Genomic DNA, 14,113 nt, shown 5'->3' with positions numbered 1-14,113 from the left:
GCCGGAATATCCTGGTAGAGCCGCTATGGGGATTTTCCGGATCCGCCGGACCCTTACGTACGACCGGCACCGCCGCCGGGGCCCACCCCTGGCACTCGTGGGCCTCCGGAGGAATCATGGATCGACTGCTCCTCATGCACAGCTTCGTCACCGTCGCACAGGCCGGGAGCTTCAGCGGCGCCGCCAAGAAGCTGGGCTCGTCGGGCTCACTCGTGTCGCGCCACGTCGCCGAATTGGAGCGGCAGGTGGGCGTCCGCCTGGTCAACCGCACCGCCCGCTCGGTCAGCCTCACCGAACCGGGGCTGAAGTACGCCGAGTTCGCGGCCCGCATCCTCGAAGAGATCGAGGCCGAGGACGCCGTCATCTCGCACCTCCACGACCGCGCCGAGGGCACCCTGAGCATCATCTGCCCGAAGTGGATAGGCAGCCTGGACCTCGGGGACGCGATCGCCGCCTTCTCCGCCGCCCACCCCAAGATCCACGTCCGCTTCGAGCTCGGTGGCATGTCCGACCGGACGTACGACTTCCTGGACAGTGGTTTCGACGTCGCCTTCCACACCCGCGACCTGCGCGACTCCAGCGTCCGCCTCAAGAAGATCGCCTCGCTGCCCTTCGTGCTCTGCGCCTCCGAGAAGTACCTGGAGCGCGGCGGCCCGCTCACCGAACCCAACGGCCTGGCCCACCACGACTGCCTCGTCCACGTCAACGACCCGGTCTGGCGCATCGGCCACGGTCACGCCTCCACCCTGCACAAGATCCGGAACATCGCCTTCTCGTCCAACTCGTACATCGCCCTCCAGAAGGCCGCCGTCCACGGCCGCGGCATCGCACTGCTGCCCCAGCGCCCGGCCTACGACGACCTGATGACCGGCGCCCTCCAGGTCCTGCTCCCCGAACTCGCGGTCCCCGACCGCCCCCTGTTCGCGATCTACGGCCCCGGCCAGGCCACCCCGCGCAAGGTCAGCGTGTTCCTGGACTTCCTCGCCGAATGGTTCTCACAGAACCCCATTCCGGCCATCGAGTCGTAGGACCGGTCCGGCGGATCAGGTCGCAAGAAACGATTGCGAATTAAGACGAGCCCGGACCATTGAGGGTTTCACGACCGGAAACCTAGGCTCGCCGGGCGACCCGCGAAACGAGGCATCCATGGGAATCCAGAGAATCGAATCCGTCACCTACGGGATCGACGACGTAGACGAGTGTGTCCGTTTCTTCGGCGACTTCGGGCTGTTCCTGCTGGAGCGGACCGAGGAGCACGCGGTCTTCGAGACCCTCACCGGGCAGACCCTCCATCTGGACACCGTGCCCGGCCCCCTGCTGCCGCCGCCGGTGGAGGCGGGCCCGACGATCCGCGAGGTCGTGTGGGGCGTCGACACCCCGGCGGAGCTGGCCCGGCTGGTCGCCGAGCTGGGCCGCGACCGCAAGGTCCACGAGAGCGCCGACGGCGTCCACCACACCGTGGACGAGAGCGGCTTCGGCGTCGGACTCACGCTGGCCCGCCCGAAGGACGCGGACGTCACCCCGCGCCCGGCCAACGCACTCGGCAACGTCGACCGCTGGAACACCGGGCTGGAACCCCTGACCCGGGCGTTCCCGCTGCGCATGTGCCATGTCGCGCTGAACATCGTCAAGGCCGGGCGCGAGGAAGCCGTCGCGTTCTACACCGAGCGGCTCGGCTTCCGGCCCACCGACATCGTCGAACCGATGGGCGTGTTCATGCAGGCACCGGGCGACGACGACCAGCACACCGTGCTGCTGTGCCACCGTCCCGACCGCGCCGGCGTCAACCACATCGCCTACGAGGTCCCCGGCTTCGACGACGTCATCGAAGGCGGAAACTTCATGATCGAGCGCGGCTGGCGGGAGGCCCGCAAGCTCGGCCGCCACACCGTCGGCTCGAACGTCTTCCGCTTCCTGCACGCCCCGTGCGGCGGGCGCGTCGAGTACGCGGCGGACATGGACCGCGTCGACGACACCTACGAGACCCGCGTCCACGAGACCACCCCGCCGCACCACATCTGGGCCCTGCGCTCCAACCGCGACCAGCAGGACGCCCCCGCCACCTGACCTCCACTCCCGCCTTTCCAGCCTGAGAGGGCACCGACTCATGACCTCCGACCACGGCTACCCCGCCGTCCGCATGTACATCGCGGGCGAGTGGTGCCAGGGCGGCACCGGACGGACCGCCCCGATCGTGAACCCGGCCACCGAGAAGGTGATCGGCGAAGTACCGCTCGCCACCACCGCCGACCTCGACCGCGCCCTCGACGCGGCCACCGAGGGCTTCCGCGTCTGGCGCGCCACGCCGATCGCCAAGCGCTCCGCGATCCTGCACGCCGCCGCCGACCTGATCACCGAACGCGCCCCCGACATCGGCCGGATCATGGCCCAGGAACAGGGCAAGCCCCTCCGCGAGGGCACCACCGAGGCCCTGCGCACCGCCGACACCCTGCGCTGGCACATCGAGGACGCCCGCCGCGCCTACGGCCGGATCATCCCGTCCGCACCCGGCACCGTCCTCACCGTCCGCCGCGAACCGGTCGGCCCCGTCGCCGCGTTCGTGCCGTGGAACTTCCCCGTCGGCGGCCCCAACCGCAAGCTGTCCTCCGCCCTCTCCGCCGGCTGCTCGATCGTCATCAAGGCGTCCGAGGAGACTCCGGGTACGGCTGCCGCGCTGGTCGCCTGCTACGCCGACGCCGGACTCCCGGCCGGTGTCCTCAACCTCGTCTTCGGTGAACCGGCCGAGGTATCAGCCCACTTGATCCCCTCGCCGCGGATCCGCCTGGTCGCCTTCACCGGCTCGGTCCCGGTCGGCAAGCTCCTCGCCGCCCAGGCCGGCGAGGTCATGAAGCCCACCCTGATGGAACTCGGCGGCCACGCCCCGGTCATCGTCTGCGCGGACGCAGACCCGGTGAAGTCCGCCCGCAAGGCGGCCCAGGCGAAGTTCTTCAACGCCGGCCAGGTGTGCACCTCGCCGAGCCGCTTCTTCGTCCACGCGAGCATCGTCGAGGAGTTCACCGCCGAGTTCGTGAAGGCCGCCCGGGAAGTCACCGTAGGAGACGGCCTCGACGCCGACACCACCATGGGCCCACTCGCCAACGAGCGCCGACTGCAAGCGATCGAGACCCTGGTCGCCGACGCCGTCGAACGCGGCGCCAAGGTGCTCACCGGCGGCCAACGCCTCAGCCGCGACGGCTACTTCTACGCCCCGACCGTCCTCACCGACGTACCGGCGGACGCGCAGCTGATGCACGAAGAACCCTTCGGCCCGCTCGCCCCGATCGTGCCCTTCACCGACCTGGACGAGACCCTCGCCATCGCCAACTCCCTTCCCTACGGCCTCGCCGCCTACGGCTTCACCGAGTCCGCCGCCACCGCCGAGAAGCTCGCCGACACGCTGGAGGCCGGCATCCTCTCCATCAACCACTGCGGTGGGTCCGTCGCGGAAGCCCCCTCCGGCGGCGTCAAGGAGAGCGGCTACGGCAGGGAGGGCGGCCCGGAAGCCCTCGACGCCTACCTGATCACCAAGCGCGTCTCCCACCTGCTGGCGGGCTGAACCGCCATGAGATACACCCGAGTTGCGGTCGGCGGCCGGGCGGTGTGGGGCCGCGTGGGCGAGGAGGACATCGAGCTGCTGTCCGAGTCGCCCCTCGACGGCGACCCCTCGGTCCTCGGCACGGTGCCGGTCGCCGACGCGCAGTGGCTGCCCGTCGTCGTCCCGCCCGTGTTCTACGCGGTCGGCATGAACTACCCGCGCCACATCGCGCACGCCCGCGCCGAGATCCCGAGCCGCCCCGAGGTCGGCTACCGGGCCAACAACGCGCTCACCGGCCACCGTTCGCCCATCGTCAAGCCGGCCGAGGTCGAGGGCCGCTTCGAGGCCGAGCCCGAACTCGTCGCGGTCATCGGCCGCACCCTGAAGCACGCCTCCTACGACGAGGCCCGCAAGTCGGTCTTCGGGTGGACGATCGGCAACGACGTGAGCGCCCGCACCTGGCAGCACCAGGACCGCTCGTTCTGGCGCAGCAAGAACAGCGACACGTTCAAGCCGATGGGCCCGTGGATAGAAACCGACGTCGATGCCCTGGCGCAGACCACGACACTCCGTGTGAACGGGGAGGTCCGCGCCTCGTTCGCCACCGGCGACATGGTCTTCGACCCCTTTGACCACATCGTCGAACTCACCAAGCACATCACCATGCACCCGGGGGACGTGCTGTGGATGGGCGCCGAGTCCACCTGCCAACTCGAACCCGGGGACACCGTGGACATCGAGATCAGCGGTATCGGCGTCCTGTCCAACCCCGTACACAGCGAAGGGAATCCGTCATGAGCAGCGCACCCCGCTACATCCACCACGTCAACTTCCCCACCACCGACCCCGACCGGACCGCCGAGTGGTACACGAAGGTCTTCGGGATGAAGCGCATCATGCCCAAGTCCAACTCCCGTGTGGTGCTGATGACCCGCGGCAACTTCGACCTCCACTTCACGCCGGTCGAGGAGATGGAGCGCATGGCGCCCTATCACTTCGCCGTCGAGGTCGACGACTGGGACGAGTTCCTCGCCCACATCACGGAGCTGGGTATCCGGCACACCCGGCCGATCGAACGGCCCGAGAACCAGTCGAAGTTCTGCTACATCCACGACCCCGACCACACCATGATCGAGCTCGTCTTCCACGGCCGCCGCCCCAACTAATCCCGCGCGTACAGGAGTTCATCCCCATGCCCATCGCCGACTCCGACGGCACCTCCATCTACTACGAGCGCCACGGCAGCGGTCCGGCGATCCTGTTCGTGCACGGCAGCGGCGGCCACCACGCCGCCTGGTGGCAGCAAGTGGCGGCGCTGCGCGAGGAGTTCACGGTCGTCACCGTTGACCTGCGCGGCTTCGGCAAGTCCGACTCGTCGATGCCCGAGTTCGACGGCCAGGACTTCCCCGGTGACGTCGTCGCCGTACTGGACCAAGAGGACCTGACCGACGTCATGTTGGTCGGCCAGTCCATCGGCTCCGTCGCCGCGCTGCGCGCCGGACTGCTGCGGCCCGAGCGGGTCGGCTCCGTCGTCCTCGGCCACTCGCTGGGCGGCATCAGCCACCCCGAGCTGAAGGAACTCGCCGCCGCCGACCGTGCCGAAGCCGTCAAACTGCCGGTCATCGACCGCCTGTTGACGAAGGGCTTCCAGCAGGAGCGGGCCGACCTCACCTTCCTCTTCCAGCAGATGGGCACGTTCAACGTCGCCAGGATGCAGGACCTGCGCAACCTCGACACCAACGGGCCTTCCCTGGACGACATCCGGGACTCGGGCGTCAAGGTCGCCTTCCTCGCGGGCGAGAAGGACGCGGTGCTCAGTGTGAAAACCGTGACCCGCGCCCACGAACTGCTGGCCGGCTCGCACCTGGAGATCGTCCCGGACGCCCCGCACTCCATGTACTGGGAGACGCCGGAGAAGTACAACGCCGCCGTCGCCCACCTGCGCCGCACCCTCACCGCACCGAAGGAAGCAGCATGAGCAGCCTCACCCTGGCCGCCGCCGAGGAGATCATCGACGCCGCCCACAAGCGCGCCCAGTCGGTCGGGAAGGCGGTGAGCGTCGCCGTCGTGGACGCGGGCGGTTTCCCCATCGCCATCCGCCGCCTGGACGGCGCCCGCCCGCTCACCCCGGACATCGCCCGCGCCAAGGCGTACACGGCGGCCATCATGCAGCGCCCTGGCAACATGCTGAAGAAGTGGCAGGAGAGCCAGCCGGTCTTCTTCTCCCAGCTCTCCCAACTCCCCGGCGCCGCCATGCCGATCATGGCCACCGAGGGCAGCCTCACCATCAAGAAGGACGGCGAGATCATCGGCGGCCTCGGCATCGCGGGCGGCACCGCGGACGAGGACCAGCAGATCGCCGAAGAGGTCCTCGCCTCCCTCGGCTACGAACTCGAGTTCGCTGCCTGGGGCGTCGCGGGCAAGCCGGCCTCGTCCGGAAAGGACGCATAACTCATGGCGGACACGTTCAACTACCGCATCGACCACCAGGGCAGCCTGGTCCGCCCCGCCGAGCTGATCGCCGCACGCGCAGCGGGCGACCCCGAGGCGCTGAAAGAGGCGGAACTCCAGGCGGTCAAGGACGCGGTCGTCTTCCAGCGCAAGCTGCGCTCCACCGTCGTCACCGACGGCGACTTCCCCCGGGAAGACTTCCGCAGCGTGGTCCTTGACGGGGTGTCAGGTTTCCGGCGCACGGACGAGACCGACGCCGACGGGCTCGTGCGCTGGGTCGCGGAATCCCTGCCGAAGGCCAGCGGCCCGCTGCTGGCGGACTGGGTGGCACGGCTCGCCGAGCTGACGGTGATCGCCCCGAAGGTCTCGCTGCCCTCGCCCGCGTACCTCGCCGCAACCACCTTCCAGCCCGGCCTCGGCCCGTCCTCCGCACGGGAGTTGGGGGAGGCGCTCGCGGAGATCATCCTTGCGGAGATCGAGTCGCTGGTCGCCAAGGGTGTACGCCTGATCCAGCTCAACAACCCCCTTCTGCTGGGACAGTTGGCCACCGACCCGGCCGACCCCGGCGCGCTCTCCTTTGAGGACGCCCTCGCCGTCGACGCCCTCGCGGTACGCCTGGACGAGCGCCCCGAGGGCGTGCGGATCGGCGTGGCCCCCGGCCCGGTCGCCCCGGCCGCGGTGGACTGGGCCCGTGCCGAGAAGCTCTACGGCGCGATCGGCGCCGACCGCTGGATCCTGCCGTTCGACCAGGGAACCCCGGCCGAACTCGCCCTGGTCAAGGCCCTGCCGGAGGGCCGTGACTTCTGCCTGGGTGTCGTCGACGCGACCGTGCCCGCGCTGGAGGACATCGACACGGTGATGGCCAGGGTCGACGCCGTGGGGGAGTTCAAGGACCTGGAGGACGGGGCCGTAGCGCCGTCGCGGGGCTTCGCCGATGTGGCGAGCCGGCCGCTGCTGACCACCGAGGAACAGCGCCGGAAGATCGAGCTGGTGGAGACGGTCGCCCGGTATGTCTGGGGCAACGAGTTCTGAGGAAGACGGACGAGCCGGGAAGCGCTGCGGCGCGCTTCCCGGCGGGATCCGTCAGAGGACCTCGGCGAAGGTCACCTTGCGGTCGGTCAGCAGCGGCCAGATCGTCCGCACGATCAGCTCGTCGAAGTGCTCGGCCGCCTTGTGCGCGTCGAAACCGGCCCGGTCGGCGTACTGCTCGTACAGCACGAAACTCCCCGGTACGTCCGCCTCGGCGTGCACCTCGTACGCCAGGTTCGCCGGCTCGGCACGGGTGAGCTCGCGCACCTTCAGCAACGCGGCCCGCACCGTGGCCTCGTCGGCGGGCTCGCAGAAGTAGCGGGCGATGACTGCGTAGGCCATGTCTGGTTCTCCTCAGCGGAAACTCGGCTCCCGGCGGCCGGAAACGTGCCGTCCGGTCCGCCGATTCCAGCACGGATCAACCCGCCGCCGACCTGCGCACGGCGCAAGCAATGCCTGCCTGCGCGGGGCTGGTGGTATCGCCCTCACATGGTGTGTTGTCGCATTCGGCCCGTTGTGGCCGCTGACTGTGCAGACCGCGGACCCGCACCGCGGCGGACGAAGGAAGTGATCTTCATGCGAAGCCTGGAAACCCTCTCCGGTGGAGAGTGGGTGGCGACCGGCGAGTGGATCGAGGTACAGAACCCCGCCGACGTCCGCACCCCCCTCGCGCGCATCCCCGCCCTCGCCGCCAAGGACGTCACCCGCGCCTACGACCACGCCGAGCGCGGCTTCGCCGTATGGAAGCGCACCAGCCCCTTCGAACGGGCCCGCGTCTTCACCGAGGCGGCCAGGCTGATCCGCGACCGGGTCGAGGAGATCGCCGCCGACGTCACCGCCGAGAACGGCAAGACCGGCGCCGAGGCCCGCGGCGAGACCCTCAAGGCCGCCGACTTCCTCGACTACTACGCGGGCCTGGCCCGCCAGGGCTACGGCACCCTCCTGCACGACGCCCGCCCGAACACCCGCGTGCACACCCAGCGCGAGCCGATCGGCGTGATCCTCGTGATCAGCCCGTGGAACGACCCGCTGATCACCCCGGCCCGCAAGCTCGCCCCGCTGCTCGCCACCGGCAACGCGGCCGTGTTCAAGCCGGCCACCGAGACACCGTTGTCGGGCCTGCACTTCGCCCGCGCCCTGCACGATGCGGGTCTGCCCGCCGGTGTCCTGAACGTCGTCACCGGCCGCACCGCCGAGATCGAGGAGGCGCTCCTCGACGACCCGCGCATCGTCGCCATCACCTTCACCGGCTCCAACGAGGTGGGCAACCGCATCCGGCGCCGCCTCGCCGACCGCAACGTCCGCTTCCAGGGCGAACTCGGCGGCAAGAACGCCTCGGTGGTCCTCAAGGACGCCGACCTGCCGTTCGCCGCGAAGACCGTCGTAGCGGCGTCGTTCGGTCAGGCCGGCCAGCGCTGCACGGCCACCAGCCGGGTCGTCGTGGAGCGGCCGGTGTACGACGAGTTCACCCGCCTCCTGGTCGCGGAGGTCGAGGCCCTCAAGGTCGGCCCGGGCAGCGACCCGGCGACCACCCTGTGCCCGCTGTCCAGCCCGAAGCAGCGTGACAGCGTCCTCGCCCATCTCGCGGGGGCCGTGGAACAGGGCTCCACCGTCCTCACCGGTGGCCAAGCGGACACCGACGGCGACCACGCGCACGGCTGCTTCGTCCAGCCGACCGTGCTCGCCGACGTCACCGCCGAGACGGCGATCTGGCGCGAGGAGGTCTTCGGACCGGTCCTCGCCGTCCGTGCCGTGGACGATTTCACGCAGGCCGTCGACGCGGTCAACGACTCCGACTTCGGCCTCGCCGCCGCCGTGTTCACCCGCGACCTCGCCTCCGCGTACCGCTTCGCCGACGAGGCCGAGTGCGGGCAGATCGCGGTCAACGCGACCACCCCCGGCTGGGACGTCCACCTGCCCTTCGGCGGCTTCCACGACTCCGGCACCGGCTACAAGGAGCAGGGCGACGAGGTCCTGCGCTTCTCGACCCGGGTCAAAACCGTTGCCATCCACTTCGGGGTCTGAGCAAGTCGGTACGACAGAGATTCGGTACGACAGAGAGGAGGATGCCGATGGCTGACGAGACGATCGGCATCGTCGGCGCCGGCATCGTGGGCCTGGCCACCGCCCGCGAGATCGCCCTGCGCCGCCCCGGCACCCGGGTCGTGGTCCTGGAGAAGGAACACGAGGTCGCCGTCCACCAGACCGGCCACAACTCCGGTGTCGTACACGCCGGCATCTACTACGCGCCCGGCAGCCTCAAGGCCGACCTGTGCGTACGCGGCGTAGGGATCCTGCGCGAGTACTGCCAGGACCGCGGGCTGCCGTACGACGAGATCGGCAAGCTCGTAGTGGCCGTACGCCAGGACGAGTTGGGCCGGATGGACAGCCTCTACGAGCGGGCCAGGAACAACCACGTGCCCGAACTCCGCAGGATCTCCCAGGCGGAGATCAAGGAGCTGGAGCCGCACGCGGGCGGTATCGCGGCGCTGCACTCGCCACGCACCGCGATCACCGACTACCCGGCGATCGCCCGGGAGTTCGCCAAGGACATCGAGGCCTCCGGCGGCGAGGTGAAGCTCGGTTTCCCGGTCACGTCGATCACCAATGTGCCCGGCGGTATCGAGGTCGCGTCGGGTCAAGTACGCGTCCGCGTCGACCGGTTGATCCTCTGTGCGGGCCTCCACTCGGACGCCGTGGCGAAATTGGCGCAGGACAAGAGGGAACCGAAGATCATCCCGTTCCGGGGCGAGTACATGCTCCTCAAGCCGGACCGCACGAACCTCGTGCGCGGGCTCATCTACCCGGTGCCCGACCCCCGTTACCCCTTCCTCGGCGTGCACTTCACCCCGCGTGTCGACGGCACCGTCGAGGTCGGCCCGAACGCCGTCCTGGCCCTGGCCAGGGAGGGCTACAAGCTCAGCCGCTTCTCCCTGAAGGACCTCGCAGGACTCGCCGCGTACCCCGGCTCCTGGAAGATGGCCGCCCAGCACTGGCGGACCGGCATCAAGGAGTACCGCGGCTCACTGTCCGCGAAGGCCTTCATGAAGGACGCGAAGCTGTACGTCCCTGGTGTCGGCGTCTCCGACGTCGTACGCGGCGGTGCGGGCGTCCGCGCCCAGGCACTGGACCCCGACGGCACCCTCGTGGACGACTTCCGCATCCATCAGGTGGGCCGGATCACCGCCGTGCGCAACGCGCCCTCGCCCGCCGCCACGGCGTCCATGGCGATCGCCGAGCACATCGTCGGCGCCGTATTCGACACCCCGTCCGCACACTGAGAATGCCCTGCGTGCAGCGGTGTTTCGCGCAACTACTGCTTGCGCTCCCGGGGCTCGGCAAGGCCCTGTCGCCCGCCTAGCGTTCCTTCCGTAAAGACCTTCGAGAGAAAGAGCTCATGACATGTTCGTTGTCGACACGCAGATCCACATCTGGAAGGAAGAGACCCCGGACCGCCCCTGGGTCCCGGGAGCGCGGGAGCGCATCCGCCTCAACGGACACCGCGAGGACCCCTTCTCGTACGAAGAGGCCCTGGAGCTGATGGACGAGGCCGGCGTCAACCGGGCCCTGATCCTGCCGCCGTCCTGGGAGGGCGACCGGATCGACTACGCCCTGGAGGCCTGCGAGGCGTACCCGGACCGCTTCGGCATCATGGCGCGCATCCCGCAGAACAAGCCCGAAGAGGGCAAGGCGATGCTGGCGGACTTCGCGCAGAACCCGCATGTGAAGGGCACGCGCCTCACCTTCCACCGGCCGCAGGACCGCAACTGGATGATCGACGGCACCAACGACTGGTACTGGCCGATCGCCGAGGAACTCCGCGTCCCGACGATGGTCCACGCGCCCATCTGGAAGCGGGAGTTGGGCGAGATCGCCGCCAAGCACCCCGAGCTGAAGATCATCATCGACCACATGGGCATCATGGCCCGCTGCGTCGACGACGCGATCGGCTACTGGGTCGCGGAGACCGCCGACCTGGCCGCCCACCCGAACATCTACGTGAAGCTCTCGGCGCTCCCGGGCTACTCCACGCAGCCGTTCCCGAACAACAACATCCAGAAGTACGTCCGCGAGATGGTCGACAAGATGGGCCCGCAGCGCTGCTTCTACGGCACCGACATCACCCGGCTGCTCGGGCACGGCATCACCTACACCGACACGATCGAGCAGTTCACCAAGCACTGGGAATTCACGCCCGAGGAGCTTGAATGGATCATGGGCCGCGGTATCTCCGAGGTCCTGAACTGGCCGATCGAGGGCTGAGGAAACACGAGAGATGACCGACATCACCAACACCCCCGGCGCCGACGGCGGCGACGCTCTCGTCACCGCCTTCAACGCCGTCGGCGCCGACTACATCTTCTGCTCGTCGGGCTCCGAGTGGGCCCCCGTCTGGGAGTCCCTCGCCCGGCGCCACCGCGACGGACTGCCCTGCCCGCAGTACCTGGACCTCACCCACGAGACCGTCGCGGTCGGCATGGCCACCGGCTATGGCCTCGTCAAGCGCCGGCCGCAGGGTGTCCTGCTGCACGCGGCCCCCGGTCTGCTCCAGGGCTCGATGGCGGTGCACGGGGCGCTGCTCGCGGGAGTCCCGATGGTGGTCAGTTCCTCGGAGTCGACCACGTACGGCGACGGCCCCGGCCAGGACCCGGGCGGCCAGTGGTACCGCAACCTGTCCATCGTTGGCGGCCCGCACCAGATCGCACAGCCCTTCACCAAGTGGTCCAACGAGGCCGCCAGCGTCCACACCCTTCCTACGATGGTGACGCGGGCGGCGGAACTGGCCTGGCGGGCCCCGGCGGGACCGGCGTACCTGAACGTCCCGCTGGAGATCCTGCTGGAGGAGTGGGACGGACGCGAGGCCAAGTCGATCGTCGCGCCCGGCTCGACGCACAGCTCGCCCGAAGAGGTCGATCCTGTCGCCCAGCTGATCCGCGAGGCCGAGAATCCGGTCATCGTCACGGAGACGGCCGGGCGCGAGGCGGGCGGCTTCGAGGCCCTCGTCGCGTTCGCCGAGGCGTGGAACATCCCGGTCGTCGAACCCGACTCGGCGGTCTGCGGCAACTTCCCGCGCACCCACCCGCTGCACGCCGGCAGCGACATCGGCCCGTGGATGGACGAGGCGGACCTGATCCTTCTGGTCAACTGCCGTGCCCCCTTCTACCCGCCGTCGCGCCGGCCCTCCAAGGCGACGATCGTCGTCATCGACGAGGTGCCGCAGCGCCCGCACGTCGTCTACCAAGTCCTGTTCGCCGACAAGTACTTGGAAGGGAACGTCGCCAACACCCTGCGTCAGCTGGCCAAGCGCGCGAAGGACCTCGACGAAGCGGCCGTCGCCGTACGCCGTGCGGCCCAGGAGCAGCGGCACGCCGACGAACAGGCCGCGATCGCCGCCGCCGAGGCAAAGGCGGCGCAGGCGGAGGGCGTTGACCCGGTCCTCGTCGCCGCGACGCTGCGCAAGCTGCTGGACGGCCAGGGCGGGATCGTCGTCGACGAGACCATCACGCACAGCCGTGTCGTCAAGCGCCATGTCCAAACCGCCGACCCCGACTCGTACTTCTACGTCCAGGGCGGCCTCGGCCAGGGCATCGCGGTCGCGCTCGGCGTCAAACTCGCCGCCCAGGAACGCCCGGTGGTGCTCACCATCGGCGACGGCGCGTTCGCGTACAACCCGGTGATCCCGTCGTACGACGCCTCCAACGCCTACGAACTCCCGTTGCTGATCGTGGTGTTCAACAACCGCGTCTACAAGTCGATGAACATGAACCACCGCAGGTTCTACCCCGAGGGCGCCGCCGCCGACACCGGTGAGTGGCTCGGCACCGATCTGCACCGGCTGCCCCGACTCGCCGCGTTCGCCGAGCCGTTCGGGATGCACACCGAGACGGTCGACGCGCCCGAGGCCCTCGCCCCCGCGCTGGAGCGTGCGCTCAAGGCCGTGGCGGAGGGCACCACCGCCGTCGTCGACGTACTCGTCACCCGCTGAACCAGGAAGGCACCCGCCACCATGTCCGACACCGCAACGCCCAAGCCGGGCAAGGTACTTGTCGCCGCCGACGATCTGCGCACCTTCTCCGCCGCACTCCTGGAGAAGGGCGGCCTGAACGCCGAGCAGGCGCGCACCACCGCCGACGTGTTCGTGTGGGCCGCGCTGCGCGGCGTCGACTCGCACGGCATCGCCCGCGTCCCCGCCTATCTGGAGCTGCTGGCCAAGGGCGTGGCCAACGCCGACGCCGACATCACGATCGAGTCGACTGCCCCGGCAGCGGCCGTTCTTGACGCCGACCGCGCCCCCGGCCCGGTGGCCCTCAGCGCCGCCGCCGACGAGGCGGTCACCCGGGCCAGGATCAGCGGAGTCGCCGCCGTCGGAGTCCGTCGCACCGTCCACACCGGCGCCATCGGCTACTACGTGTCGAAGATCGCCGAGCAGGGTCTCGTCGGCATCGGCTACGTCTCCGGCATGCCCAACATGGGCTACACCGGCGTCAAGGGCGCCGCCGTGGCGACCAGCCCGCTCGCCATCGCCGTACCGGCCGAGGCCCACGCCCCGCTGCTCCTCGACATGGCCACCGCGACCATCGCGCTGGGCAAGATCCGCCAGGCGAAGGCGAGCGGCACTCCGCTGCCCGAGGGCGCGGCGGCCACCGCGGACGGCACCCCGACCACCGACCCCGAACTGGCCGTCATGCCCCTGCCGTTGGGCGGCGTCAAGGGGTCCGGGATGTCCCTGGCCTTCGAGTTGCTCACCAGCGTGCTGGTCGGAGCGCCGATCTTCGCCGCGTTCCACTCGGACGACCCGCAGGGCCGCAAGCACCGCCAGAACGCCCTGCTCATCGCCCTCGACCCGGCGGCCTTCGGCGACCCGGCCGCCTTCACCGCGGCGGTCGACGAAACGCTGGCCACCCTCAAGCAACTGCCGCCCGCGGACGGCGCCGAGGGCGTCTTCTACCCCGGCGAGCGCAGCGCGGCGGTAGCCGAGGGGCGGGGTACGAAGGGCATCCCCGTCGCGCCCAAGGTCTGGCGTGAACTGACCGAGGCGGCGGGGAAGTTCGGCCTCACGCTGCCGGAGCCGGTGCCGTCGGCGTGACCCAGCGGCAC

At 69.8% G+C, this 14,113-nt stretch carries 14 protein-coding genes; 13 read left to right on the top strand and 1 reads right to left on the bottom strand.

Features of this window, described 5'->3' with window-relative positions; translation table 11 throughout:
* The first annotated feature begins 116 nt into the window (after positions 1–116).
* The 8 genes from OG588_RS02400 (at position 117) to OG588_RS02365 (ending at position 7,018) form a co-directional block, all read left to right on the top strand.
* A complete protein-coding gene (locus OG588_RS02400) occupies positions 117–1,028 on the top strand; it encodes a LysR family transcriptional regulator (protein WP_366095118.1) in 912 nt (303 codons plus the stop codon).
* A 118-nt stretch (positions 1,029–1,146) separates the two neighbouring features.
* Positions 1,147–2,067, top strand: a complete 921-nt coding sequence (locus OG588_RS02395) for a VOC family protein (RefSeq protein WP_366095119.1) — start codon at positions 1,147–1,149, stop codon at positions 2,065–2,067.
* A gap of 40 nt (positions 2,068–2,107) precedes the next feature.
* Positions 2,108–3,556 (top strand): NAD-dependent succinate-semialdehyde dehydrogenase, encoded by a 1,449-nt coding sequence (locus OG588_RS02390; protein WP_405945796.1) that lies wholly within the window; start codon positions 2,108–2,110, stop codon positions 3,554–3,556.
* Positions 3,557–3,562: 6 nt separating this feature from the next.
* A complete protein-coding gene (locus OG588_RS02385; protein ID WP_405945795.1) occupies positions 3,563–4,333 on the top strand; it encodes a fumarylacetoacetate hydrolase family protein in 771 nt (256 codons plus the stop codon).
* The gene (locus tag OG588_RS02380; protein WP_366095122.1) at positions 4,330–4,701 is read left to right on the top strand and encodes a VOC family protein; all 372 of its coding nucleotides are present in this window, start codon (positions 4,330–4,332) and stop codon (positions 4,699–4,701) included. The genes OG588_RS02385 and OG588_RS02380 overlap by 4 nt, the downstream gene beginning before the upstream one ends.
* A 26-nt stretch (positions 4,702–4,727) precedes the next feature.
* Positions 4,728–5,513, top strand: coding sequence for an alpha/beta hydrolase (locus tag OG588_RS02375; RefSeq protein WP_366095123.1), 786 nt, complete (start codon positions 4,728–4,730; stop codon positions 5,511–5,513).
* Complete coding sequence (locus OG588_RS02370; protein WP_366095124.1) at positions 5,510–5,986, top strand: heme-binding protein; 477 nt, start codon at positions 5,510–5,512, stop codon at positions 5,984–5,986. The genes OG588_RS02375 and OG588_RS02370 overlap by 4 nt, the downstream gene beginning before the upstream one ends.
* A gap of 3 nt (positions 5,987–5,989) precedes the next feature.
* Complete coding sequence (locus tag OG588_RS02365; protein WP_366095125.1) at positions 5,990–7,018, top strand: methionine synthase II (cobalamin-independent)-like protein; 1,029 nt, start codon at positions 5,990–5,992, stop codon at positions 7,016–7,018.
* Positions 7,019–7,069: 51 nt separating this feature from the next.
* On the opposite strand, the gene OG588_RS02360 is transcribed toward OG588_RS02365, so the two are convergent.
* Positions 7,070–7,357 carry a putative quinol monooxygenase gene (locus OG588_RS02360; RefSeq protein ID WP_366095126.1) on the bottom strand — a complete coding sequence of 96 codons (288 nt, stop codon included), beginning with the start codon at positions 7,355–7,357 and terminating at the stop codon, positions 7,070–7,072.
* Positions 7,358–7,591: 234 nt separating this feature from the next.
* On the opposite strand from OG588_RS02360, the gene OG588_RS02355 reads away from it, so the two are divergent.
* The 5 genes from OG588_RS02355 (at position 7,592) to OG588_RS02335 (ending at position 14,102) form a co-directional block, all read left to right on the top strand.
* Positions 7,592–9,040, top strand: a complete 1,449-nt coding sequence (locus OG588_RS02355; RefSeq protein WP_366095127.1) for an aldehyde dehydrogenase family protein — start codon at positions 7,592–7,594, stop codon at positions 9,038–9,040.
* A gap of 47 nt (positions 9,041–9,087) precedes the next feature.
* A complete protein-coding gene (lhgO, locus tag OG588_RS02350; RefSeq protein ID WP_366095128.1) occupies positions 9,088–10,296 on the top strand; it encodes an L-2-hydroxyglutarate oxidase in 1,209 nt (402 codons plus the stop codon).
* A 121-nt stretch (positions 10,297–10,417) separates the two neighbouring features.
* The gene (locus OG588_RS02345) at positions 10,418–11,278 is read left to right on the top strand and encodes an amidohydrolase family protein (RefSeq protein WP_366095129.1); all 861 of its coding nucleotides are present in this window, start codon (positions 10,418–10,420) and stop codon (positions 11,276–11,278) included.
* Between the two features lie 13 nt (positions 11,279–11,291).
* The gene (locus OG588_RS02340; protein ID WP_405945794.1) at positions 11,292–13,001 is read left to right on the top strand and encodes a thiamine pyrophosphate-dependent enzyme; all 1,710 of its coding nucleotides are present in this window, start codon (positions 11,292–11,294) and stop codon (positions 12,999–13,001) included.
* Positions 13,002–13,022: 21 nt separating this feature from the next.
* A complete protein-coding gene (locus OG588_RS02335; RefSeq protein ID WP_405945793.1) occupies positions 13,023–14,102 on the top strand; it encodes an Ldh family oxidoreductase in 1,080 nt (359 codons plus the stop codon).
* Positions 14,103–14,113 lie beyond the last annotated feature (11 nt).

The sequence above is a fragment of the Streptomyces prunicolor genome, assembly GCF_045162825.1.
Lineage (GTDB): Bacteria > Actinomycetota > Actinomycetes > Streptomycetales > Streptomycetaceae > Streptomyces > Streptomyces prunicolor.
Note: the sequence above shows the minus strand (reverse complement) of the source record. Positions and strands in the feature narration are given on the sequence as shown.